The sequence below is a fragment of the Pseudonocardia bannensis genome (assembly GCF_012911875.1).
GTDB classification, from domain to species: Bacteria; Actinomycetota; Actinomycetes; order Mycobacteriales; family Pseudonocardiaceae; genus Pseudonocardia; species Pseudonocardia bannensis.
Genome location: NZ_JAAXKZ010000004.1, coordinates 85095 through 109397 on the forward strand (window position 1 = coordinate 85095; position 24303 = coordinate 109397).

Here is a 24303-nt window from a genome sequence, read left to right on the forward strand (position 1 = left end):
GGTGTCCGTTGCAGACAGCTCGGCCGGCAGGTCCGAGGCGGCGATGGCCGCCGCCGCCGTCACCGGTTCCGGCGGTAGCGAGTCGCTCGGCTGCGGCAGCGGACCGGGAGGCAGCGGCGCCGGCGGCGCCTCGAACGCCGGAGGCGACGCCGAGATCAGGGGTGGCGCGAGCGGCGCCACGTAGGGCAGCAGCCCGGTGCTCGGCTCGCCGGTCGCGGCAGGCCGGGTCGCGCCCAGGTAGTCGTCCCCGCGCCATCGGTAGTACGAGGTCCGGACCGGCGTGCCGAACGTGGGGGCGTTGACCATGCGGCCTTCACCGATGTACATCCCTACGTGGTGGACCTTGGCCGCGGTGCCGTAGAAGACCAGGTCACCGGGTTGTAGCGCCGCCCCGTCGGACACGTGCGGTCCCGCGTAGTACTGGGTGTGCGCGGTCCGCGGCAGGGTGATCCCGGCCGCGGCGTAGGCGAACGTCGTCAGGCCGGAACAGTCGAAGCCGGGGTCGCCGGCCGCGGGCCCGTTCCCGCCCCACTGGTAGGGCAGGCCGAGCTGCGCCATGGCGGTGTCCACCGCGATCCGGGCGCGGTCATCGGGCAGGTTGGTCGTGAACTCGGCCGGTCTCAGCTCCTCTGCGGGCGCGGGCCGGGGCGCCGGCGGCAGCCCGACGAGCCCGCTCAGGCCCTCACCGGCCCGCAGTGCGCGCAGTCGCGTCTCGTCCGCGGGTGGCGGGGCGTCCCGGCCGGCTCGCGCCGACGACGAGGTGATCGGCGCCGCCGACGGGAGCGTCCCGATCGTCGCCATCCCGAGCAGCGCGGCGAGCACCCACGTCGCGGTGAGCCGTCCGGATTCGGGCCGGGGGTTGCCACTCGGTGACGCCACGGGATCGCGGGGATCGGCGCGGTGGCGGCCACCCCGGCCCCCGCTCGACGGCGCGCGTGACGAGGTCACGAGATCCGGGTCGTCGCACACCGTCATACCCGCTCCCCCCGAAACGGTCGGCTGTCGATCTCGAACGAGCATGCCGGGCGCAAGCGGTAGTCGTCATCACGCCATCGGTCGAAACCCCCATGTCGGGTGAACCGGACGGGTCAGGAACCCGGCCAGGTCGGCCGTTCCGACTCGCGGGTGGCAGGCCGCTGTGCCGAGGACGGACACCTACCGCGCACGGCGCCGTGCTTGGCTGAGCGCATGGATCTCGTCGACGTGGCCGATGCCGATGGCGTGCGAACGCTGACCCTCGCCGATCCGAAGCGGCGCAACGCCCTGTCGGTCCAGATGCGAGCGGAGCTGCGGGACGGATTGCGGTCCGCGGTGGACGATCCGAATTGCCGGGTGATCGTCCTCGCCGGAGCGGCCGGCTTCTTCTGCGCCGGCGGCGACATCAGTTCGATGAGCGCCGACCCGGAGATGGGCGAGTATCGGCTGCGGCTGCTCGGCGAGGTCACCGAGCTGATCACGGGGGGCGGGACGCCGGTGGTCGCGGCCGTCGAGGGCGGCGCGTTCGGGGCGGGACTGTCGCTGGCGGCCGCCGCCGATCACGTGGTCGCCGCCGAGGACGCCCGCTTCTGCGCGTCCTTCGGGACCATCGGGCTCGGTACCGACGGCGGCCTGGCATGGACGCTGCCGCGGCGGATCGGGCGTGGCCGAGCCACCGAGATGATCATGTTCGGGGAGGTCGTCGGCGCGGCGGACGCGCACCGCATCGGCCTCGTCGAGCGCCTGGCGTCGCCGGGCGCAGCGCTGCAGGTCGCACAGGAACGAGCGGCGTTGCTGGCCGCCCGGTCGCGGGACGCGCTGACCGCGAACAAGTCCGCGCTCAGCGGCGCGCACGCCGACCTGCCGGCCCTGCTCGCCGAGGAGACGCAGGCCCAGCTGCGGCTGCTGGCCGGGCCGGACTTCGCCGAGGGCCGGGCGGCGTTCTTCGACAAGCGGCCCGCGCGGTTCGCCTGATCGCCCGCCTGCCGGGGACGCCCGGGCCCGCGTCAGGGCGCGAACTCGCGTCCCGGCAACTGCCAGGCGACGACCAGCTTCGCGATCTCATGGTTCCCCGGCGACGCTGGTGCCGGCCGACGGCGCCGCCCAGCGTCGCGGCGGTGCGCGGAGGTGGTGGGGATGTCGTTGCGAGTCGCCGACGCCGGGGTCGGCGTGATGCTTCCGAGCTTCGGCCCCTTCCGGCTCGGCGCGCCACCGCTCGTCCGCGGGGCGCGGCTCGCCGAGGAGCTCGGGTTCGACTCGGGCTGGGTGGGCGACCACCTGAGCTTCCATCCGCCGGTGCTCGACGCCCTGTGCGCGCTGTCGGCCGCGGCCGCCTGCACCGAGCGACTGGTCCTGGGCGCCGGAGGGCTGCTGCTCCCGCTGCGTGGTCCGGTGTGGACGGCCAAACAGGTTGCGACGGTCGCGTCGCCGGCACCGGGCCGGGTGCTGCTGGGAGCCGGGGTCGGAGGTGTGGACCCCGCCGAGTTCGAGGCGGCGGGCGTGCCCCGGTGACCGAACGCGGCGCGCGCCTCGACGAGTCGCCGGAGATCGTCGCGGCGCTGCTGCGCGGTGAGGCCGTCGACCATCCCGGCTCGCTGCTGCCCACCCGCTCGCCGGCCCTGGAACCGGCACCTGACCCGGTTCCTCCGCTGGTCGTCGGCGGGCGTTCGGACGCCGGTCTGCGCCGGGCCGCCCGCACGGCCGAGGGCTGGCTCGGCGTCTGCACCTCGCCGCGGCGGCTGCGCCGGGCCCGCGAACGCCTCCAGGAACACGCGGCCGAGTACGGACGCCCACCGTGCACGTCGCTGATGATGGTGTTCACGCACGTCATCGCGGGTGCACAGAGCCGGGAGGCCGCACGGGAGGAGAGGGCCCGGTTCGTCGCGGGGCAGTACGGGCTGGCGCTGGAGGCGGTCGAGCGCTGGTCCCTGATCGGCGACGGGCGAGAGGTCGCCGAGGGTCTCGCGGCACTGCGGGCGGCCGGCGCGGCGGGCTTCGTGCTGTTCCCCGCCGCCGCCGACCCGCTGGTCCAGTACGAACGCCTGGCCAGGATGCGCCAGCACCCTCGACGGGTGACCCGGCCGGCGGACCTGCGTGAGATCGGCGCCCGGGCAGCCGGCCGCTTCCGCCGGCCGGCCACAAGGGCTGCTGTCTCGTCAGGCCGCCGGCGGTCCGGGGTAGGCGCCGTGCGGCCCGCGAGCTGCACCGATCACCGACGCGTTGCCGGTGGGTCGCCGGACGACGGCGACGAACGACATCCGATCTCCTTCTCGCTCCGGCGGGTCAGGACGAGGCGGCCGGGGGCGCCGCGGCGGGCGCCGCGGGCGCCGGGGTCGGCGCGAGCGGGCCGCCCGCGTACGTGGTGACCACCGACGCGTTCGGGTCTAGCGTGCCCGCCTTGATGGCCTTCTCCTGGTAGGCGATCTCCCGCTCCAGCGCCCGGTTGTCGCCACGCGCCCGCGCGGTGAGCATCCGGGCGGCCGTCGGGGTCAGCGTGCAGGTCCCCGGCACACCGGGTGCGTGCCCACACGCACCGGTACCGCTCATCTGCGGCTCGACCAGCTTGGGCTCCGGCGCACCGGTGAGCAGCGCCCCGCCGAACTGCCGGCGGGCCGGCGACCCGCACCGGCCGCACGCGGCCTCGTCCGGCACCGGGCGCGCGACCCAGTGCTCGGTGCGCACCCCGCAGTCGCGGCAGCGGTAGTCGACGAGGACGCCCATCAGTCGATTGCCTCGCCGATGGCCTTCAGCTTCGCCCAGTCGTCCGGGTCGTGCTGGATGATGATCGTGGCGTCGTTGGCGTGCGCGACCTGCTTGAGCCGGCGGATCGAGTGCACGGCCTCGAGGGTGCTGTAGTCCGAGGGCATCGGCAGGTCGTCGGACAGCGCCTCCGGCACGTGCACGGTGTCGCCGGTGAGCATGACGTTCTGGTTCGGCAGCCGGACCAGCACGCTGCTGTTGCCAGGGGTGTGGCCGGGCAGGCTCAGGATCTGGATGCTGCCGTCCCCGAACAGGTCGTGGTCGCCGGTGAGCGGGTTCCAGTCGAAGCCGCGGGCGGGCTCGAGGTCGGCGGTGCGGAAGAACACCGACGCCGCGGGCATCGGCCAGTACGCGTAGGGCAGGTCCTGCGCCCCGATGTAGAACTTGGCGTTCGGGAACAGCTTGATCGCGCCGGTGTGGTCGAAGTGCGAGTGCGTGATGATCACGTGGGTGATGTCGTCGGCCTTGAAGCCGACGGCCTCCAGCTGCTTGTCCACCCGCAGGTCGGAGGTGTACTCGAGGCCGAGGTGGGTGGCGAGCTCGCCGTAGGTGCCCACCGGGTCGTCGACGGCCTCGGGCGCGATGCCGGTGTCGACGAGGACCAGGCCCCGGGGGTGCTGGATGACGTAGGTCGGGACGGGGATGTAGATGCTCCCGGTACCGCCGACGACGAGCAGCCCGCGGTCCAATGTGAACTTCGCGCCGTCGAGTGCCCACAGCTTCGTCGCTGTGCCAGTTGTCATGAGGCGTCCTCTCTCCAGACAGGGGGCGACGGCCGGGACAGCGGGAGCGGCCGACGGTCCATCGTGGACCCCGCCGGGCCGGGCCGGTGCGGTGATTCCGTCGTAGGGCGAACGCTAGTGACAGCGCACACATGCACCACGTCCCATATTCAGACACGGGCATGCGTCACGGTTCAGGTCGTGGCGAGCCGGGCTCGGATGTCCTCCCGCAGCTTGAACTTCTGGATCTTCCCGCTCGCCGTGCGGGGCAGTGCGTCGACGGTCTCGAGACGCTCGGGCAGCTTCTGGTTCGCGATCCGGTGTCCGCGCAGGAACTCCACGAGATCCTCGAGGGCCACCGGGCCGTCCGCCGGCACCACGTACGCGCAGATCCGTTCCACCATCACCGGATCCGGCATCCCGACCACGGCCACGTCAGCGACTCCGGGATGGGTGAACAGCAGGTCCTCGATCTCCTTGGCTGAGATGTTCTCCCCGCCGCGGACGATGATGTCCTTGCGCCGTCCGGTGATCGTCACGTAGCCCGCGGCGTCCAGGACGGCGAGGTCCCCGGTGTGGAACCAGCCCTCGGCGTCGAACGCCGCGTCGTTGAGCGTCGGATCGAGATAGCCGACGAACAGGTCCGGCCCGCGCACCAGCAGCTCCCCGCCGGTGCCCGCCGGCACCGGGGTGCCCTCCTCATCGACGACGCGGGCCTGGGCGGTCTTGATCGGCCGGCCGTCGGTGGTCGCCCGCTTGTCCAGCGGGTCGTCCGCGTTCCCGCTGGACAAGGTCGGGAACTCCGTCGAGCCGTAGACCCGGGTCGCCAGGCATCCCAGTTCCCGCTCGGCACGGCGGATCAGCTCCGGGGGCACGTCGGCGCCGCCGCAGCCGAACACCCGCAGCGCGCTCAGGTCGTGGGACGCCCGGTCGGGATGGTGGGTCAGCCCGTGCAGGAACGGGGTCGCACCCACGACGAAGCTGCCGCGATGGCGCTCCAGCAGCGTAAGGGCGCGGCCGGGTTCCCAGATGTCCTGCAGCACGACCGTCGAACCCAGCAGGAACGGCAGGTGCAGCCCGTAGAGCACGCCGGTGATGTGGGCGACCGGCGACGGCATGAACACCACGTCCCGGCCCGTGAGCCCGAACAGGTCGACGATGCTGCGGTTCTCGTAGTCGAGCGTGTTGTGCGTGTGCAGCGCGCCCTTCGGATCGGACGTGGTGCCGGAGGTGTAGAGCAGCAGCACCACGTCGTTCGGGTCGCGCTCGACCGCGGGCAGCGCGCCGTCCGGCGCCTCCGCGACGAACGCGTCGAACCGGAGCTCGCCCGGTCCGGCCTGCCCGGCCACCACGACCACGTCGCGCAGGTCCGGCAGCTCGCCGCGCAGCTCGCTGATCATCGCCGGGTGGTCGAAGCCGCGGAACACCCCGGGCACCACCACGATCGACGCCCGAGACTGGCGCAGGATGAAGCCGACCTCGCGGTGGCGGTAGATGGGGATGATCGGGTTGCTGACCGCGCCGAGCCGCAGGGCGCCGTGGTGCACCGCGAACGCCTCGACCCAGTTGGGCAGCTGCCAGGCAACGACGTCCCCGCGGCCGATCCCGCGGGCCCGCAACGCCCGCGCGGTCGCCTCGACCAGCGCGTCGAGCTCGCCGTAGGTGAGCGAGCGCTGCCGGTCGACGACCGCGAGCCGGCCGGGGTCGCGGCGGGCGTGCTCGGCGAGATCGGCGTCGATCAGGTGATCGCGCCAGCCGTCGGGCCCGGTCGCGGCGGCGATGATCTCCGGGGTCAACCGGGTGGGAGCGATCACGCGGCCCGTCCCAGGCGGATGACCACCCACTGCCGGCCTCCTCGTCGTCACGGTGCGCGGAACGTCGACACCGACGCCGGTGTCGACGCTAGCCAGTCCGCCGCGGTCTGCGGTGCCGCGTTCTGGGACACCGGCCGGGCCTGGGGCCCGGGGACCGGGTACTCAGCCGACCGCTGCTGGGCCCCGTGCTCAGCGGGATCGGGACATCCGCTGCACCGTGCGTCTGATGTCCCACATCCGATGATCATGCGGCGGCCGCAGCCGGCGGCGCGCGGATCTCCTCGAGCACCCTGCCGCGTTCGCCTGCGAGGTCGTGCCAGGTGAACCGCAGCAGGTCCCAGCCACCCCGGACCAGCGCGTTGCCCTTGCGGCGGCCGGCCCGGAACCGTTCGGCGCCGACGTGCCAGGCCCAGCCGCCCACCTCCACCGCGACGCCCGCCGCCGGACGGCCCGGTCGATCCGGTAGGCCCCGAGGGGACGGCCGAGCGCCCAGCCCCGTCAACCCGGACCGCCGTAGCGGCAGGCGCGGACGGCGCCCGTGGCGGCGAGCGCCGATACCTCACCGAAGGCACCGCGACGACCGTGGCGACCTCGGCGGACGGTTCTCGATCACGGCTCCGCAGGCGACGGCTGCGGGCCCCGGACCAGCCGACCGGGCAGCGCGCCGGTCGGCTCGCCGTCGCGGTAGGTCTCCTGCCCGGCGACGACGGTGTGCCGGTAGCCGTCGGCCCGCTGCACCAGCCGCCGCCCGCCCGCAGGTAGGTCGAACCGCATCTCCGGGCGATGCAGCCGCAATCCGTCGACGTCGATCACGTTCAGGTCGGCGCGGTAGCCCGGCGCCAGTACGCCGCGATCCCGCAGCCCCACGGCGCGGGCGGTGTCGCGGGCCTGACGCTGGACGACGAACGGGAGGTCGAACCGCTCGCCGTCACGGTCGCGGGTCCAGTGCACCAGCAGCGTGGTCGGGAAGCTGGCGTCGCAGATGGTCCCCACGTGGGCGCCACCGTCGGACAGTCCCGGCACGGTGTGCGGGTGGGCGAGCATCTCCTGCACCGCATCGAGGTTGCCGTCGGCGTAGTTCGCGCTGGTCAGGTACAGCATGCCGCGACCGGAGTCGGCGATCATCAGGTCGTAGGCGAACTCGACCGGCGAGATCCCGGCCCGGGCCGCACGCGCCGCGATCGAGTCGGACGCGGGCGGCTCGTAGTTCGGCGGGTCGGTCAGCTCGTACATCAGCTCGAACTTGTGGATCAGGTTGCCGCCCAGCCGGTTGCGGTCCTTCTCCCGGGTCTGCGCGGCGAGGATCTCGCGCTTCACAGCGGGCTCGGCCATCCGGGCCGCCTGCCCGGCCGGCGTGAGGTCGGCGAGCCGCCGCCACACCGGGTTCGTCAGGAACGGGTGCAGCGTGTTCTGCAGCCCGAGCAGCATCCCGACCGGGCGTGCGGCGACCTGCGCGCGGATCAGCGGCCCGTCGGCGTGCGCGGCCTCGAGCAGGTCGAGCACCTCCCGGTGCCGTTGCGGGGCGAGCGGGAACTGCACGAGCGACACCGACAGCGGCCGCCCGGAGGCGCGCACCATGCGTCGCAGCAGCCCGAACTCCGCGGCCGGGTCCGGGAAGTCCGACACCAGTTGCAGGACACCCGTACCGGTCTCACCGATCGCCGTGGCGATCGCGGTCAGCTCGTCGGCGCCGACGTCGTAGGACGGGATCAGCTCGCCGTCGATGCTCTTGTGGTTGAGCGTCCGCGACGTCGTGAACCCGAGCGCGCCGGCCTGCACGGCCTCCTTGGCCAGCCGCGCCATCAGCGCGATCTCCTCGGGCGTCGCCGCAGCGTGGGCGACGGCGCGCTCCCCCATCGCGTGCACCCGCAGGGCGGCGTGCGGGACCTGCGCGGCCAGGTCGACGTCGTGCGGGCGGCGCTCCAGGGCCGTCAGGTACTCCGGGAACGACTGCCACTCCCAGCTCAGGCCCTCGTGCAGGGCGCTGCCCGGGATGTCCTCGACGCCTTCCATCAGCTCGATCAACCGGTCGCGGTGGCCGGGAACGACGGGGGCGAACCCCACGCCGCAGTTGCCCATGACCACGGTGGTCACCCCGTGCCAGGACGACGGTTGCAGCCGTTCCTCCCAGGTGGCCTGCCCGTCGTAGTGGGTGTGGATGTCGACGAAACCGGGTGCGACCACGGCCCCGTCGGCATCGATCTCACGGCGTCCGCGGCCGGCCACCCGGCCGACCTCGACGATCCGTGCGCCCTGCACCGCGACGTCGGCGGTCCGCCGAGGCGCACCCGTCCCGTCGACCACCGTCCCGGCACGGATCACCAGGTCGTGCTCGGCCATGCCGGCCCCCCTCCGTCGCGGTCCGCCGTCCCATCCTGACCGGGCGCACGACGATCCGACAGTCCTCTCCCGACACCTGTGCACAACTCGGCCGCCGGTCCGCCGCCGCGCCGGGACCGTGGACACCGGCCGGTGCCCGGCCGCGGACCCCGGCGTGCACCGGGCCGGTCAGGCGCCGGCGCCGCGGATGACGCCCCGCTCGTGCAGGCCGGCGAGCTCGTCGGCGGAGAGCCCCAGACCGGTGAGCACGTCGTCGGTGTGCTCACCGAGCACGGGCGCACGGACCGGCACCCGCGGGGCGCCGGCGAGGGCCACCGGGAGACCCGGGGCGAGATGCCGGCCCACCCCGGGTTGGTCGATCACGCTCATCATCGGGTTCTTCTCGATCACGACCCGCCCGTCGCCGCCGTCGGAGACCAGATCGCTGAAGGTGTTGTAGGTCGACCACAGCAGCGACGTGCCGGCCAGGCTCGTCTTCACCTCGGCGAGATCGGTGTGCGAGAACCACCGCGACAGCAGCCCGGCCAGCACCTCGCGGTACTCGAACCGATCGTCCTCCGACGAGAAGTCGACGCCCAGGCTCTGCTCCAGCGCGCCGACCACCTCGACGAGGCCGGTGGCGGCGAGCAGGTCGGCCCAGTGCCGCCGGGTGAGGGCGACGACCATGACCCGCCCGCCGTCGCGGGTGCTGAAGTCGCGGGCGAACCCGCCGTAGAGGTAGTTGCCCAGGCGCTTGCGCACCACCCGATTTACCTGGGCCTCGGCGAGGAACCCGAGATTGCCGGCGGCGGCCAGCGCCACGTCGTAGAGCGCCACGCTCATCCGCTGCCCGCGACCGGTCACCCGGCGCTGCCGGTCGGCGCCGAGGATGCCGAGCGCGGAGTAGAGCCCGCAGGCGATGTCCCACGCGGGGAGCACGTGGTTGACCGGGTCGGCGTGCCCCTCGGGTCCGGTGACCATCGGGAAGCCGACCGCGGCGTTGACGGTGTAGTCGACCGCAGGCGTGCCGTCGTGGTGGCCCTCGATCTGCACGTGGATGAGATCCGGGCGGTGCTCGGCGAGCGCGTCGTAGCTCAGCCAGCCCCGACCGACCGCGTTGGTCAGCACGATGCCGCCGTCGGCGCCGGACTCCGCGACCAGCCGCGTGACCAGTGCCTGGCCCTCCGCGGACCGGAAGTCGACCGACACCGATTTCTTGCCCTTGTTCAGCCCGGCCCAGTACAGCGACGTCCCGGACGGCGCGAGCGGCCAGCGATGGTGGTCCGGCGCCCCGCCCAGCGGGTCCACCCGGATCACCTCCGCCCCCAGCTGGGCAAGCGTCATCCCGCCCAGGGGTGCGGCGACGAAGGAGGACACCTCGACCACACGCATGCCGGTCAGCGGCAGCGGCCGGCTCTGCGGATCGGGGTTCTGCGCGGCGCTCATACGATGCACTCCTCGGCTCTCTCCGGTGCGGTTCGGCCGGACGGACGGCCCCGGCGCGGGCGTCGTTCGGATACGACGCTACTGTCCCCGCGTGCCAGCCCGATCCGTCCGTCGTTCGGTCCGTGTGCTCGCCGGTCTCGCACTGGCACCCGCTCTGCTGGTCGTGGCCACGGCCTGTGCGAGCGGGGACACCGCCGCCACCCCGGGTCCTGCGACGGCGACGCAGGACCCGGCCGCACCGACCGGGTCGGCGGGGTCGGTGGGCACCGGCGGTGGGTTGCCGCAGGCCTGCTCCCTGGTCCCCCCGGGCGAGATCAACTCCGCGAGCGGGCTCGCCCTGGCCGAGCCGTCCCCGTCCGGCAACGAACGGCGCAGCGTGTGTGCGTTCGACACGACGGCCTCCGGGGGCGTCGGGCTGAGCGTGGGCGTCGAACCCGCGAGCCGGTTCGACGCGAAGGCCGAGGCCTCGCGGAACTCGGTAGGAGTCCCGGGCACCGAGGTCCCGGGCCTCGGCGAGCGCGCCCTGTTCTTCTACAGCGACGCGGACCTGCCCGAGGGCGTCGGCGGAGTGCTGGTGAGCGGGGGCGGCTCCACCATCGACATCACCCTGCAGGGCGTCGGCGACGAGGCCCGGACGCGCGACGCGGCGGTCGCCATCGCGAAGGTGGCGCTGGACAGGATCTGAGCCGGCGCCTCAGTTCGGCGGGCCCGGCCAGTACGGCGGCGGCTCCGAGGTCCCGAGCCGGTCGACCGGGACGGGTGTGGAACGCCCGCCGCGGCCGTCGCCCGTGCGGTTCCGGTCCGGCCGGCGGTCCTCGCTCGGCATCTCGAGATAGCGTCGGGCGATCAGCCGGCCGGGCACGAGCACCCCGCAGTGGGGGCAGGCCGGGGCACCGTCGAGGGTGTAGGGCGAGGGCACCGGCACCCCCTGGACCGAGAAGAACTCGTACTCGCCGCCCTCCGCGTCCTCGTAGTGGACGACGTGGTACTCACCCACCCATCTCGGATGGGCCCACGGACACAGGAACTCCACCGTGTCCAGCGCGATCTCTCTGATCATGAGATGGGGCGTTCCTTCCCGTCAGGCCGCGGGCTGTTCGCCGAGGACGACCGGGACGGTCACCGCCCCGCCGGTGCGCAGGACCGTGACCTGCACCGTGTCGCCCGGTTCGTGCTGGGCCAGTACGGCCTGCAACGTGATGACGTCGGTGACCGCGTTGCCGTCGATCGCGGTGATGACATCGCCGGGCTGCAGGCCGGCGGTGGCCGCGGGACCACCCGCCTGGACGGCGACGATGCCCACTCCGATCGGCTTGCCGTCGGGATCGGTGACCGTCTGCACGCTCGCCCCGAGCGAGGCGCGGTGTGAGTTCACGACCCGGCCGTTGGCGACGATCTGGGTGGCCAGGTCCGTGACGAGGTCACTGGGCAGCGCGAACCCGATGCCCGGTGCGGTGCCGCCGAGCTGCGGCAACGTCGCCGCCAGCGTCGGGATACCGATCACCTGGCTGTCCAGGGAGACGAGCGCGCCGCCGCTGTTACCCGGATTGATGGGAGCGCTGGTCTGGATGGCCTGGCGCAGAACGGTGCCGGGCGAGTCCTCGCTCGGCGGCTCGGGCACCGTGCGGCCCACCGCCGAGACGATGCCGTCGGTGACACTCGCCTCCAGGCCGAGCGGGGCGCCCATGGCCATCACGATGTCGCCGACCTGCAGGTCGGCGGAGCGCCCGAACCGGGCGGGGCGCAGATTCGAGCCCCCCTCGATCTTGATGACAGCGAGATCGTCGGGCGGGTAGCTGGACACCAGGGTGGCCGGCAGTTGCTGGGTTCCCGTGGAGAGCCGGACGCTGAACCGGGACTCCCGGCCGACCACGTGCGCGTTGGTCACGATGTGCCCGTCGGAGTCGAAGACCACACCGGACCCGGTGCCCGCCGGGCTCTGGATCTCCACGATGGAGGGCAGCACCTTGTTGACGACGTCGGTGTACTGCCGCTCGAGCGACCCGCCGACGCTCTGATCGGCAGATATCTGATCGGGTGGGCTGCTGGTGCATGCGGTGGCCAGCCCGGTCACCAACGCCATCGCGAGGACCGCGTGTCCGACCACACCCCAGTGACGCATCGCCCACCTCCCCGGGTCGGAGGCGACCGTGCCACCCACCGCCAGCGGCGGGCCTGGTCCTGCCGGGTCGGACCTGGGCCGAGGCGTTCGCCCCACCGGGGCGTGCGGCTCAGCCGTCCGTGACCTCGGTCAGGAACTCCAGCACCCTTCGTGTGAACACGTCGTTGTCGTCACCGGCGACCATGTGCCCGGTCGCGGACACGTCGACGTACCGGGAGCCGGGGATCAGCCCCAGCAGTTCGGCCACCCCGTCGTCGCTGACGATGTCGGACTGCTCACCGCGGACGACCACGGTCGGCACCCGGACCCGGGCAGCGGCCGCCCGGGCCCGCTCGTAGGACGCCTCCCGCGTGGGCTCATCACTGATCCGCAGGAACGCCGGGTCCCAGTGCCAGTACCACCGGCCGTCCTCGCGCAGCCGCACGTTCTTGCGCAGGCCCTCCGGGCTGGACGGCCGGGTACGGTGCGGGTTGTAGGCGCGGACCGCCTCCGCGACCTCCTCGATGGAGCCGAACCCGTCGGGATGCGCCCGCATGAACGCCGTGATCCGGGCGACGCCGGCCGCTTCGATCTTCGGCACGATGTCGACGAGCACCAGGGCCCGGGCCAGATCGCCCCGCTCGCCCTGCCCCACGAGCGAGGTCATCCCGCCCATCGAGGCGCCGACCAGCACCGGACGTTCCCCGAGCGCGGCCACGACCGCGGCGAGGTCGGCGACCAGCGCACCGATCGAGTAGTCGCCGTCGGGGGCCCAGTCGCTGTCGCCGTGGCCACGGGAGTCGAGGGCGATCGAGTTCCAGCCCCGGGAGGCGAGTGTCGCCGCGGTGCGGAACCAGGAGTGTCTGGTCTGGCCACCGCCGTGCAGCAGCAGAACGGTGCCCTGCGACGCGCCACCCACGGCCGGCCAACGATCGCCGACGAGCCGGACCCCGGCGCCGTCGAACGCGACCTTCTCACCGGCGACGGGCGCCTCCGTCACGCCGTCGGCCCGGTGAACTTCGGGGCCCGCTTCTCCCGGTGCGCGGCGATGCCCTCCTGCACGTCGGGCAGCCCGAAGCCGTAGAACTCCAGCGCGAGCGACGCGTCGAAGGACGGGCCGGCGGCGCGGTACCAGTTGTTCAGCGCGTACTTCGTCCAGCTGATCGCGCTCGGTGCGCCGGCGACGAGCTTGCGGGCGACCTCCATGGCCTTGTCGTGCACCTCCTCGTCGTCGACGCACAGCGAGACGAGACCGATCCGCTCGGCCTCCTCCCCGGAGAGCGCGTCACAGGTGAGCAGGTAGTACTTGGCCTTCGCCATCCCGCACAGCAACGGCCAGTTGATCACCGCGTGGTCGCCCGCGGCGACGCCGAGCCGGGTGTGCCCGTCGACGATCTTGGCCTTGCGGCCGGCGATGGAGATGTCGGCGAGCAGCGCGACGGCGAGCCCGGCGCCGACGGCGGGGCCGTGGATCGCCGACACGATCGGCTTCGAGCAGTTGATCACGTTGTAGACGAGGTCGCGGGCCTCGCGCAGCGCCCGGGTACGCACCACCGGGTCGTTCGCCATCTCGGTGACCAGGTCGAACGAGCCGCCGGCGGAGAACGCCTTGCCGGCGCCCTGGACGACCACGACACGCACGGTCTCGTCACGATCGATCACCGGCCAGACGTCCGCCAGTTGCTCGTGCTCGGCCGGACCGACCGCGTTGAGGTTGGGCCCGTCGAGAACGATCCGAAGGATCCCGTCCTCCGGGCGTTCGAAGCGCAGCGCGGAGAACCTGGCGTAAGCATCCGACATGCGTCGCACCCTAACCGCTGACCTCGGTAACGGATTGTCCGGCGAGCCCTCCGCGTGCGTGCCGCCCGTCACCTTGTCACCATCGGGTCCCGCGGTGACAAGGTGGAGGCCATGAGCGACGGACAGGCGCAGTGGAGCGCGGTCGACGACTACATCACCGATCTTCTCGTCGGACCTGATCCCGCGCTCGACGCCGCGCTGGAGGCCAACGCCCGGGCCGGCCTACCGGCCATCGACGTCTCTCCCGCGCAGGGCAAGCTGCTGCACCTGCTCGCCCGGTCCATCGACGCGCGCCAGATCCTGGAGATCGGGACGCTCGGCGGCTACAGCACGATCTGGCTGGCCCGGGCGCTACCCGCGGACGGACGGCTGATCACTCTCGAGTACTCGCCCGTGCACGCCCAGGTCGCCGCGTCGAACATCGCGCGCGCCGGGCTCGACAAGATCGTCGAGATCCGGCAGGGGCGCGCGCTCGACACGCTGCCCCGCGTGGCCGACGACATCGACGAGCCCTTCGACCTGGTCTTCATCGACGCCGACAAGCCGTCGAACGCCGACTACTTCAAGTGGGCGCTGCGCCTGACCCGGCCGCGGGGCGTCATCATCGTCGACAACGTCGTGCGCGGCGGGCGCGTGCTCGAGGCGGACAGCGACGACGCCGCGGTGCAGGGCACCCGCCGGTTCAACGAGGTGCTCGCCGCCGAGACCCGGGTCAGCGCGACCGAGATCCAGACGGTGGGCAGCAAGGGCCACGACGGCTTCGCCCTCGCCGTGGTCCTGGAGGCCTGAGCGGGCGGCCGGTTCCCGACCCCCATCACGGTTATGGCCTGGCGGGCCGCCGACTACCGTCGCCACCGGCCCACCGCCCGACGAGAGTGAGACAACGACGTGGATCCCGCTGACCTGGCCGACGTGCTGTCCTCGGTGCGCGAGTTCATCCGCTCCGAGGTCGTGCCGCTCGAGGAGCAGATCGACGAGCAGAATGAGATCCCGGCCTCGCTCGTCGAGCAGTGCAAGGCGATGGGCCTCTACGGCTTCACCATCCCCGAGGAGTACGGCGGCCTGGGGCTCACCACGGCCGAGGAGGTCCAGCTCGTCTTCGAGCTCGGCTACACCACCCCGGCGCTGCGGTCGCTGTTCGGCACGAACAACGGCATCGCCGGGCACGTGCTGCTCGAGGGCGCCACCGACGATCAGAAGAAGGCGTGGCTCCCGCGGCTGGCCAGCGGCGAGGTGACCGCGTCGTTCGGGCTGACCGAGGCCGACGCCGGCTCCGACCCGTCCACGCTCACCACCACCGCCCGCCGTGACGGCTCGGACTGGGTGATCAACGGTTCGAAGCGCTACATCACCAACGCCCCGGTCGCCGACGTGATCATGGTGTTCGCCCGCACCAACCCCGACGCCCCGGGCAACCGCGGCATCTCCACGTTCCTGGTCCCGGCCGACACCCCCGGGCTCTCCATCGGCCCCAAGGACCACAAGATGGGCCAGTTCGGCGCCTGGACCGCGGACGTCTACCTCGATGACGTCCGCGTCCCCGCCGACGCCGTCATCGGCGGCGAGGACGGGATCGACAAGGGGTTCCTCACCGCGGCCAAGTGCCTGGCCCACGGCCGGGTGCACATCGCCGCGCTGTGCGTCGGCATGGCGAACCGGCTCGTCGAGGAGTCGGTGGCCTTCGCCCAGACCCGGCAGGCGGGCGGTAAGCCGATCGCCACGTTCCAGCTGGTGCAGGGCCTGATCGCGGACTCGGTGACCGACTACTACGCGGGCCGCGCACTGGTGCTGGAGACCGCGCGGGCGTTCGACGCCGGCACCGACAAGGTGGCCGGGCCGTCGGCGGCCAAGTACTTCTGCAGCGAGATGGTGGGCCGGGTGGCCGACCGGGCGGTGCAGGTGCACGGTGGCGCGGGCTACATGCGCGGGGTCGCCGTCGAGCGGTTCTACCGCGACGCCCGGCTGTTCCGCATCTACGAGGGCACCAGCCAGATCCAGCAGGTCATCATCGCCCGCCACGCCCTGGGCAAGGCCGCGCGCGGCTGACCTCCACCCCTTTCCCGGCGGCGCCTCGCCGAGCACGTGCTCGACGAGGCCCGCCGCCGCGGCTACCGGGCGATGCAGTTCAACGCCGTGGTCGAGGTCCACACGCGCGGTCTGGCTGTGGCGGTCGCCCGGGTTCGAGGTGATCGGCACGGTGCCCCGCGCGTTCCGGCATCCGACGGCCGGGGCCGTCGGGCTGCACATCATGCACCGCGAACTCTGAACACCACCCCGGGACAGCAGAACGCCGGGCCCGCGCACATGGCGCGGACCCGGCGTTCGGGTGAGCTCAGTGGTTGGCGGGCCGGATGTGGTACTCGAAGACCAGGCCGCCCACCGTGATCAGCAGGATCACGACGGCGATGACGATCAGCCAGACGTAGAAGAACGCCAGCCCGATACCGACCAGCGCCGCGGACGCCGCGACGGCCACCGGCCAGTAGCTGCCGGGCGAGAAGAAGCCGACCTCGCCCGCCCCGTCGGAGACCTCGGCGTCCGGGTTGTCCTCCGGGCGCTCCTCCAACCGCCGTGAGACGAACCGGAAGTAGGTGCCGACGATCAGCGACAGGCCGCCGGTGAGGAACAGCGCGGCCACGCCGACCGGCTCCTGGGTCAGGACCGTGTAGACGATCGCCGCCACGAAGAAGAAAGCGGTGCAGATCTCGAAGACCCGGGACTCGACCTTCATCGGTGAATGCTCCTCTACGCCCGGTCAGCCGCTGGTCGGCAGGGTGGCCGCACGCTGGGTGCGGTCGGTGGCGAACGGGTAGGTGGTGATGGCCTCCGGCGCGCACCACTCACCGCAGTTCAGCGCCTGCAGTGCCTCACCCGCGGTGTACGGGACGCCCGTCTGCGGGTTGTTCTGGCTGCGGAGCGCGATGTACCTGTCGTAGAGGGCCGGCTGCAGTGCACGGACCTCGAAGTTCATCGCTGCGTGGTAGGCACCGCACAGCTCGGCGCACCGGCCGACGAACGCACCCTCACGCTCGATGCGGTCGATCACGAAGGTGTTGTCGGTGTCGTTCTTCTCCGGCATCGGGAAGACGTCGCGCTTGAACAGGAACTCCGGCACCCAGAAGCTGTGGATGACGTCCTTGGACCCGATCGTGAACTCGATGCTGCGGTCGGTCGGCAGCACCAGGATCGGGATGGTGGAGCTCGTGCCCAGCGTCTCGATCGGCCCGCCCTCGGGGGTGCGCGTGCCGGTGTAGTCGAACTGCCAGTTCCACTGGAAGCCGGTCACCGCGACCCGGACGTCGGGGGTCGAGCTGCCCTTGTCCACGTACTGCTGCACGTTCACCGTGAAGCCGAACAGAACGGCCACGATGATGGTCGGCACGACCGTGAAGACGATCTCGACCGGCAGGTTGTACTGGGTCTGGCGTGGCGGGGTCTCGTCGTCGCCCTTGCGCTTGCGGTGGAAGGCCACCGCCCAGAACATCGCGCCCCAGGTGATGACACCCACGATCAGCGCCGCGACGGCCGACCAGGTCCACAGCTCGCGCATGGCCTCGGCCTGCGGCGTGACGCCGACGGGCCAGCCGAAGCGGAGGACCTCGTCCACCGAGCAGCCGGTGGTCAGCGGGATGACCAGGGCGGACAACCCGGCCAGCTTCGCCGACCGCCCGAAACCGGTGCGGCGGCGGTCTCCCCCGCGCTGTGCTCGGCCCACTGCTCGCCGCCTCCCTGACCTCGTACGTGTGGTGGTGGTGCGCCCGTAACGGCCGCGACGGCGACAGCGCCGGACGGGCCGGGGCCGACCTCGTGCGCACACGTCTTCGACCCGGCGTAGAGCCTAGCCGAGCAGATCGCCGGATCGCCTCTCGGGTGTGGCTCGGGCTCCCCCCACCCTCTCGGCATACTGACTCGCTGTGTGCGGACTGCTGGGACTGCTGACCGCCGGGGCTGACGCAGCCGACCGGATCGAGCCGATGGCGCGCGCACTGCGCTGCCAGCGGCACCGCGGACCGGACGAGAGCGGTACCTGGAACGACGCCGACGTGGTGTTCGGGTTCAACCGGTTGTCGATCATCGACGTCGAGAACTCGCACCAGCCGCTGCACTACGCGGACGGGCGCTACACCATCGTCTTCAACGGCGAGATCTACAACTACCTGGAACTGCGGGCCGAGCTCGCGGACCGGCACGGCGCGACGTTCGCCACCGAGGGCGACACCGAGGCGATCGTCGCGGCCTACCACCACTGGGGCCCGGACGCGGTGCGCCGGCTGCGCGGGATGTTCACGTTCCTGATCTGGGACAGCCAGGAACGGGTGCTGTTCGGCGCCCGCGACCCGTTCGGCATCAAGCCGCTGTTCTTCGCGACGGGCCCGGCGGGCGTCGCGTTCGCCAGCGAGAAGAAGAGCCTGCTCGAGATCGCCCCGGCCCTCGGGCTGGGCGACGGGACCACCGGCGACCTCGACGCCGCGGCCCTGCAGCACTACCTGCTGCTGCAGTACGTCCCCGAACCGGCGACGCTGCACCGCGCGATCCGCCGGGTCGAGTCCGGCACGTACGTCACGGTGCGCCCCGGCGGCGAGATCGACCACGAGCGCTACTTCGTCCCGACGTTCGACGCGCCTCCGTCCGGGGCGCCCACCAACCCGCACGCGGTGGCCGCACTGCACGGGCGGATCGCCGACGTGCTGCGCGACTCGGTCGCCAAGCACATGCGCGCGGACGTGACGGTCGGCGCGTTCCTGTCCGGAGGTATCGACTCCACCGCGATCGCCGCGCTCGCCAAGGAGCACAACCCGGACCTGATCACGTTCACCACCGGGTTCGAGCGCGAGGGCTACTCCGAGGTCGACGTGGCCGCCGAGTCGGCCGCCGCGATCGGGGTGCGCCACGTCGTCCGCACCGTCAAGCCCGACGAGATGATGGAGGCGCTGCCGCTCATCGTCTGGTACCTCGACGACCCGGTGGCCGACCCGGCGCTCGTCCCGCTCTGGTTCATCGCCCGCGAGGCGCGCCAGCACGTCAAGGTCGTGCTGTCCGGGGAGGGCGCCGACGAGCTGTTCGGCGGCTACACGATCTACCGCGAGCCGTTGTCGCTGGCTCCGTTCGAGAAGGTGCCGGGCGCGCTGCGCGGCCTGCTCGGGCGGGCGTCGACCCGGCTGCCGGAAGGGATGCGCGGCAAGGACCTGCTGCGCCGGGGGGCGTTGTCGCTGGAGCAGCGCTACTACGGCAACGCGCGGATCTTCCGCGACGACCAGCTGGCCGGGGTGCTGCGCCGCTACGACCCGCGGCGCTCGCACACCGACGTCACCGCAGCGCACTACCGCGACTCGGCGGCCTGGGACCCGGTCGCCCGGATGCAGCACGTCGACCTGTTCACCTGGCTGCGCGGCGACATCCTGGTCAAGGCCGACAAGATGACCATGGCCAACTCGCTCGAGCTGCGGGTGCCGTTCCTCGACCCCGAGGTGTTCGGCGTCGCGTCCGGACTGCCGCTGTCGCAGAAGATCACCGAGAACACGACGAAGTACGCACTGCGCCGGGCGCTGGACGGGATCGTGCCGGCGCATGTCCTGAACCGCCGCAAGCTGGGCTTCCCGGTGCCGATCCGGCACTGGCTGCGCGACGAGATGTACGCGTGGGCGCGCGACATCATCTGCGACTCGCAGGCCGACCACCTCGTGGACCTGCTCGCGGTGCAACGGATGCTCGACGCGCACCGGGACGGACCGGTCGACCACAGCCGGCGGATCTGGACCCTGCTGGTGTTCCTGCTCTGGCACGGCATCTTCGTGGAGCAGCGGATCCGTCCCGAGATCCCCGAGCCGGCCTACCCGGTCCGGCTCTGAGGCCCGCCCTCACCACGCGAGTCGCGGGACCTCCGCACCGGTTCGGACGAGTCCGGGGCGCCGCCGCGCCCGGCGCCGCCGGCTCGTCCGGGGTGGCCTGATCTCGACGCCCGCTCCGGGCCCGAGCACGTCCTCGTCCCGGCCCGATCGCGCCGTGTTTCCGTAGGACTGGGCGAGTCACGCAGTACCGTCACACGACCTTGATTCAGGGCTTGACTCAATCTCAAGTCAGCGCTATAACTTTTCTCGTCAGGTCACTGCCAGGTTGGCAGCACTACGAGAGGAGAAGCCCCGATGCTGCTCAACTACGAGCCGTTCGCGAACGTCGACGCGTTCCGCCTGCTGGACCGGCTGGCCGGCTCGGCCGCACACCCTGCGCGCACCGGCATGCCGATGGACGTCTACCGGCTCGACGACCACTTCATCGCCACCTTCGATCTGCCGGGCGTCGACCCGGGCTCGATCGACGTCACCGTCGAGGGCAACAACTTGACCGTGCGCGCCGAGCGCAGCACCCCGCACGAGGCCGGGGACTGGCTGGTCGCCGAGCGACCGCGTGGCACCTTCAGCCGGCAGTTGATGTTGGGCCGTGGCCTGGACACCGATCAGTTGGCCGCGACCTACCGCGACGGCGTCCTGACCGTCACGATCCCGGTGGCCGAGCGGGCCAAGCCCCGGCGCATCGCGATCTCCCACGAGGGCGAGCAGCAGGCCTTGACCGGGCATTCCTGACCCCCGAGCGATCCGACCGGCATGATCCGTCGACGATCGGGAGGCAGATGACAGCAGACGAGACAACATCACAGATCGCAGGACACCGATGAACCTGAACAGGCTGGACGACGAGGACTACCCGGCCGTGACGATGGGTCAGGCCGCGGAGCTCCTCGGCGTCCAGCCTGCCTTCCTGCGCAGCCTGGACGCCGGGGACGTGATCCGGCCGCACCGCACCGGCGGTGGACACCGGCGCTACTCGCGCCGCCAGCTGTCCGTCGCCGCGCGGCTGCGCGCCCTGTTCGACGAGGGACACACGCTGGCCTCCGCGCACCGGATCGTCACCCTGGAGGACGAGTTGGCCGGAGCCGGACGCGAGTTGCGCGAGGCGCAGAGCGATCTCGACGAACGCACCGACGAGCTGGCGCAGGCCCGCAGCGAACTGCGCGACGCCGAGACACATATCGCCGACCTCACCCGCCGGCTGGACTCGCTCCGGGACGATTGAGCAACCGGGGCCCCCGCCGGCGTCGCGCACCACGCCGCGCGTGGCCGCAGGGCGTACGGCAGGTCGCGGGTGAACGCCGAGGCGGGCCGGCCCGCCCACGGACCGCCCCGGCTCGCACCGAGACCGCGGCTCGCACACGCGGAACAGCGCGACACGCGCGCGAGGACCCCGACTCGCCTACGGGAATACCCCGACTCGCGGGTCGAAGGACCGCGACTCGCGCACGGGAAGGCCGCGACTCGCGCGCGGGGGGACCCCGACTCGCGGGGCTTCGGGGGCGACTTTCGGGGTCAGGCGGGTAGGACGGTGGCGATCTCGGCGGCAGCCTCGGGACCGTACGCGTCGCGCAGGCGCACCAGGCCCTGCTCCCGGTCCCACGTCCACTCCTGCGGGCCGTCGGTCTCGAGCACGTTGACCGCGATCAGCGACCCGAGCTGCGCGGCGCGCTCCAGCCTCAGCCCGCCCGCGACGCCGGCCAGGAAGCCGGCGCGGAACGCGTCGCCGACGCCGGTGGGGTCGACCTTGCCGGTCTCCGGCACGACACCGATCTTCAACTCGACGCCGTCGCGCCCGACGATGTGCACACCGTTCTCACCGAGCGTGGTGATCCGGATGTCGACGAGCTCGGAGACCTGCTCGGCGGTCCAGCCGGTCTTGCGGAGCAGCAGCTCCCACTCGTAGTCGTTCGTGAGCAGGTACTTCGCGCCCTCGACCAGCCGGCGGATCTCCGGACCCTCCATGCGCGCGAGCTGCTGGGACGGGTCGGCGGCGAACGTGTACCCCCGCTGCCGGCACTCGTCGGTGTGTCGCAGCATCGCCTCGGGATCGTTGGCCCCGATCAGCACCAGGTCGAGGCCACCGACGCGCTCGGCCACCGGACCCAGCTCGATGTCGCGGGCCCGGGACATCGCGCCGGCGTAGAACGTCGCGATCTGGCACATGTCGTCGTCGGTGGTGCAGACGAAGCGGGCGGTGTGCACGTCCTCACACACGTGCACGCCCGAGCAGTCGACGCCGTGGCGCTCCAGCCAGGACCGGTAGTCGGCGAAGTCGGATCCGACGGCACCCACCAGCACCGGGGCCTGCCCGAGCACGCCGAGGGCGTAGGAGATGTTGCCGGCCACGCCGCCGCGGCGCAGCACCAGGTCGTCGACGAGGAAGCTCAGCGAGACCCGTTGCAGCTGCTCGGCCACCAGCTGGTCGTTGAACTTCCCGGGGAAGTGCATCAGGTGGTCGGTGGCGATGGAACCGGTGACGGCGATAGGCACGAAGCGTCACCTTACCCGCGCCATGCAGCGGACCCCCGGTCCGAAGGCGCGCAGGCCTTGCGGACCGGGGGTCCGGAGCGAAGATCTACGACCGCCGGGAGACCGGCGGGACACCGATCAGTTGAACGAGTCGCCGCAGGCGCAGGAGCCGCCGGCGTTCGGGTTGTCGATCGTGAAGCCCTGCTTCTCGATCGTGTCCACGAAGTCGATGACCGCGCCCTGCAGGTACGGCGCGCTCATCCGGTCGACCCCGACCTTGAGACCGTGGAAGTCGCGGAACAGGTCGCCGTCCAGCGAGCGGTCGTCGAAGAAGAGCTGGTAGCGCAGGCCGGCGCAACCACCCGGCTGAACCGCGATACGCAGGTGCATGTCGTCGCGGCCCTCCTGGTCCAGCAGCGCGCGGGCCTTGAGTGCGGCAGCGTCGGTCAGCTCGACGCCGTGCGTCTCGGTCGCTGCGTCGGTCTGGACGGTGTTCTCGACGGTCATGACTCTCCCAACAACGGGCGGGGCAGTGCTGTTCCCAGATGCCGTGGATTTATTCCCGGGCGCACAGGTCGATCGCAGCGCTCGGGGAGCCCCACGTGCTGTCGCCATAGTAGGCCCTCCGGCCGACACCGGTCCCCCAGCAGAGGCCCCGGCCTCACCTTCGGGGGTGATCCGCACCACCGGCCGTCCGTGCCGCCCTAACGGCTCCAGCGTGCCGCGGTCCGCTCGGCCAGCGCGGCGAGGGTCCCGGCCGGATCGGCCATCGACGCCTCGACGCCGCCGGCCTCGTCGGCCACCGCGTAGGCCGCGTCCACTCCGACCGCGGCCGCCTCGCGGCGCCCGACCGACACCTGGCCGGCCAGCACCAGGCACGGTATCCCGCGATCGGCCGCCGCCCGGGCCACCGCAGTGATCAACTTCCCACGCAGGGACTGCCAGTCGAAGCTGCCCTCGCCCGTCACGGCCAGTCCGGAACCGGCGGCGACCCGGTCCAGCGCGGCGTCCAGGCCGACCAGCCGGCGGACCAGCCCCGCACCCGACTCCCGGCGGGCCCCGCACGCCAGGAGTGCGGCGCCCAGCCCACCGGCCGCTCCGGCGCCTGGTTCGTCGCGCACGTCGGCGCCCGCGGGCAGTCCCGCCGCGGCCAGGACGTCGGCGAACACAGCGAGGGCGGCGTCCAGCTCGGCGACGGCAGCGTCGTCGGCGCCCTTCTGCGGCCCGAAGACCGCAGCGGCGCCGTGCCGTCCGAGCAGCGGGTTGTCCACGTCGGCGGCGGCGACCAGGTGCACCCCGTCCAGCTTCGGCAGGCCGTCCAGCCGGGCGCAGCGAGCCAGCGCGGTGCCGCCATCCGGGAGCGGGGCCCCCGATCCGTCGACCGGCTCGGCGCCGAGCGCGGCCAGCATCCCGGCGCCGCCGTCGGTGGTCGCCGAGCCGCCCAGCCCCACGACGATCTCCGCCGCCCCGGCGTCGCGGGCCGCCGTGATCAGCTCACCGACCCCGCGAGTGGTGACCCGCCGGGCGGTGGCCGGGGTGCGCCGCTCGCGCGGCACCAGATGCAGCCCGCACGCCGCGGCCGACTCGAGGTAGGCGGTGTCCCCGACCTGCAGCCACCCGGCCGGAACGGGGTCGCCGAAGGGACCGGTCACGGTACGTTCGCGAAACTCCCCGCCCAGCGCCGCCTGCAGCACCTCGACGAAACCGGTGCCGCCGTCGGCCAGCGGGAGCAGGTGCAGCTCGTCGCCCGGTGCGGCCCGGCGCCACCCCTCGGCGATCGCGGCGGCCGCCGCGGGCGCGCTGAGCGTCCCGCCGAAGGAGTCCGGAGCCACCACCACCTGCACACATCGGAGGCTATCGCCCGTACGCTGGAACGCGTGAGGTTCCTGCGCCGCTCCGAACAGACCGCTGCCACCGTGGGCTCCGGCGGGTCCGACACGGCGCAGAACCCGGACTCCGGTCCGGCCACCGACGGCACCCGCACGGTGGGCAAGGGCCGTCCGACGCCGAAGCGCCGCGACGCGGAGTCCAAGCGGCGTGGCCCCGCC

The 24303-nt window shown here is 72.5% G+C and carries 22 protein-coding genes and 2 pseudogenes; 8 read left to right on the forward strand and 16 right to left on the reverse strand.

The features are described 5' to 3' along the window. Positions 1-216: 216 nt before the first annotated feature. A pseudogene (locus tag HF519_RS33485) lies at positions 217-555 on the reverse strand (C40 family peptidase); the annotation flags it as partial. Positions 556-1188: 633 nt separating this feature from the next. On the opposite strand from HF519_RS33485, the gene HF519_RS02285 reads away from it, so the two are divergent. Further along, positions 1189-1950, forward strand: coding sequence for an enoyl-CoA hydratase/isomerase family protein (locus HF519_RS02285; protein ID WP_169409927.1), 762 nt, complete (start codon positions 1189-1191; stop codon positions 1948-1950). Positions 1951-2148: 198 nt separating this feature from the next. Then, positions 2149-3341: pseudogene (locus HF519_RS02295) on the forward strand (LLM class flavin-dependent oxidoreductase). Here the strand turns inward: HF519_RS02295 and HF519_RS02300 are convergent. The 6 genes from HF519_RS02300 to HF519_RS02325 all read right to left on the reverse strand — a co-directional run bounded on the left by HF519_RS02300 (position 3259) and on the right by HF519_RS02325 (position 10036). Next, positions 3259-3696, reverse strand: a complete 438-nt coding sequence (locus HF519_RS02300; protein ID WP_169409930.1) for a zinc ribbon domain-containing protein — start codon at positions 3694-3696, stop codon at positions 3259-3261. The pseudogene HF519_RS02295 and the gene HF519_RS02300 overlap by 83 nt on opposite strands. Beyond that, a complete protein-coding gene (locus HF519_RS02305; protein ID WP_169409931.1) occupies positions 3696-4478 on the reverse strand; it encodes an N-acyl homoserine lactonase family protein in 783 nt (260 codons plus the stop codon). Before HF519_RS02305 ends, HF519_RS02300 begins: the two co-directional genes overlap by 1 nt. Before the next feature lie 173 nt (positions 4479-4651). Further along, a complete protein-coding gene (locus tag HF519_RS02310; RefSeq protein ID WP_169409932.1) occupies positions 4652-6271 on the reverse strand; it encodes an AMP-binding protein in 1620 nt (539 codons plus the stop codon). Positions 6272-6515: 244 nt separating this feature from the next. Then, positions 6516-6692 (reverse strand): putative endonuclease domain-containing protein, encoded by a 177-nt coding sequence (locus HF519_RS02315; RefSeq protein ID WP_169409933.1) that lies wholly within the window; start codon positions 6690-6692, stop codon positions 6516-6518. A 188-nt stretch (positions 6693-6880) separates the two neighbouring features. Next, positions 6881-8611: an N-acyl-D-amino-acid deacylase family protein gene (locus HF519_RS02320; RefSeq protein ID WP_169409934.1), complete on the reverse strand. Its 1731-nt coding sequence runs from the start codon at positions 8609-8611 to the stop codon at positions 6881-6883. A gap of 168 nt (positions 8612-8779) precedes the next feature. Continuing rightward, the gene (locus HF519_RS02325; RefSeq protein ID WP_169409935.1) at positions 8780-10036 is read right to left on the reverse strand and encodes a CoA transferase; all 1257 of its coding nucleotides are present in this window, start codon (positions 10034-10036) and stop codon (positions 8780-8782) included. Positions 10037-10127: 91 nt separating this feature from the next. On the opposite strand from HF519_RS02325, the gene HF519_RS02330 reads away from it, so the two are divergent. After that, positions 10128-10721: a hypothetical protein gene (locus HF519_RS02330; protein ID WP_169409936.1), complete on the forward strand. Its 594-nt coding sequence runs from the start codon at positions 10128-10130 to the stop codon at positions 10719-10721. 9 nt (positions 10722-10730) lie between these two features. Here HF519_RS02330 and HF519_RS02335 read toward each other — a convergent pair whose 3' ends face one another. The 4 genes from HF519_RS02335 to HF519_RS02350 all read right to left on the reverse strand — a co-directional run bounded on the left by HF519_RS02335 (position 10731) and on the right by HF519_RS02350 (position 13937). Then, positions 10731-11096, reverse strand: a complete 366-nt coding sequence (locus HF519_RS02335) for a hypothetical protein (protein WP_169409937.1) — start codon at positions 11094-11096, stop codon at positions 10731-10733. Between the two features lie 21 nt (positions 11097-11117). After that, a complete protein-coding gene (locus HF519_RS02340; RefSeq protein ID WP_169409938.1) occupies positions 11118-12158 on the reverse strand; it encodes a S1C family serine protease in 1041 nt (346 codons plus the stop codon). Positions 12159-12267: 109 nt separating this feature from the next. Then, on the reverse strand, positions 12268-13137 hold the full coding sequence (locus HF519_RS02345) for an alpha/beta fold hydrolase (RefSeq protein WP_169409939.1): 870 nt from the start codon (positions 13135-13137) through the stop codon (positions 12268-12270). Continuing rightward, positions 13134-13937, reverse strand: coding sequence for an enoyl-CoA hydratase/isomerase family protein (locus HF519_RS02350; RefSeq protein ID WP_169409940.1), 804 nt, complete (start codon positions 13935-13937; stop codon positions 13134-13136). The genes HF519_RS02345 and HF519_RS02350 overlap by 4 nt, the downstream gene beginning before the upstream one ends. 111 nt (positions 13938-14048) lie before the next feature. Between HF519_RS02350 and HF519_RS02355 the strand changes: the two genes are divergently transcribed. After that, positions 14049-14726: an O-methyltransferase gene (locus HF519_RS02355; protein ID WP_169409941.1), complete on the forward strand. Its 678-nt coding sequence runs from the start codon at positions 14049-14051 to the stop codon at positions 14724-14726. A gap of 99 nt (positions 14727-14825) precedes the next feature. Beyond that, positions 14826-15983: an acyl-CoA dehydrogenase family protein gene (locus tag HF519_RS02360; RefSeq protein WP_169409942.1), complete on the forward strand. Its 1158-nt coding sequence runs from the start codon at positions 14826-14828 to the stop codon at positions 15981-15983. Between the two features lie 286 nt (positions 15984-16269). On the opposite strand, the gene HF519_RS02370 is transcribed toward HF519_RS02360, so the two are convergent. After that, on the reverse strand, positions 16270-16668 hold the full coding sequence (locus tag HF519_RS02370) for a cytochrome c oxidase subunit 4 (RefSeq protein WP_169409943.1): 399 nt from the start codon (positions 16666-16668) through the stop codon (positions 16270-16272). A 24-nt stretch (positions 16669-16692) separates the two neighbouring features. Beyond that, entirely contained in the window at positions 16693-17652 is a 960-nt protein-coding gene (gene ctaC, locus HF519_RS02375) for an aa3-type cytochrome oxidase subunit II (protein WP_169409944.1), read from the reverse strand. A 199-nt stretch (positions 17653-17851) separates the two neighbouring features. Here ctaC and asnB point away from each other — a divergent pair, with 199 nt between their 5' ends. From asnB to HF519_RS02390, 3 genes are all read left to right on the forward strand, one after another. Then, positions 17852-19786 carry an asparagine synthase (glutamine-hydrolyzing) gene (asnB, locus tag HF519_RS02380; protein WP_169409945.1) on the forward strand — a complete coding sequence of 645 codons (1935 nt, stop codon included), beginning with the start codon at positions 17852-17854 and terminating at the stop codon, positions 19784-19786. Between the two features lie 294 nt (positions 19787-20080). Further along, positions 20081-20518: an Hsp20/alpha crystallin family protein gene (locus tag HF519_RS02385; protein ID WP_211169417.1), complete on the forward strand. Its 438-nt coding sequence runs from the start codon at positions 20081-20083 to the stop codon at positions 20516-20518. Between the two features lie 88 nt (positions 20519-20606). Further along, on the forward strand, positions 20607-21008 hold the full coding sequence (locus tag HF519_RS02390) for a helix-turn-helix domain-containing protein (RefSeq protein ID WP_169409946.1): 402 nt from the start codon (positions 20607-20609) through the stop codon (positions 21006-21008). A gap of 290 nt (positions 21009-21298) precedes the next feature. Here the strand turns inward: HF519_RS02390 and HF519_RS02395 are convergent, their stop codons facing one another. From HF519_RS02395 to HF519_RS02405, 3 genes are all read right to left on the reverse strand, one after another. Further along, on the reverse strand, positions 21299-22234 hold the full coding sequence (locus tag HF519_RS02395; protein WP_169409958.1) for a carbohydrate kinase family protein: 936 nt from the start codon (positions 22232-22234) through the stop codon (positions 21299-21301). A gap of 159 nt (positions 22235-22393) precedes the next feature. Further along, positions 22394-22762 carry a HesB/IscA family protein gene (locus HF519_RS02400; protein WP_169409947.1) on the reverse strand — a complete coding sequence of 123 codons (369 nt, stop codon included), beginning with the start codon at positions 22760-22762 and terminating at the stop codon, positions 22394-22396. Positions 22763-22959: 197 nt separating this feature from the next. Further along, complete coding sequence (locus HF519_RS02405) at positions 22960-24099, reverse strand: glycerate kinase family protein (protein WP_169409948.1); 1140 nt, start codon at positions 24097-24099, stop codon at positions 22960-22962. Between the last annotated feature and the right edge of the window lie 204 nt (positions 24100-24303).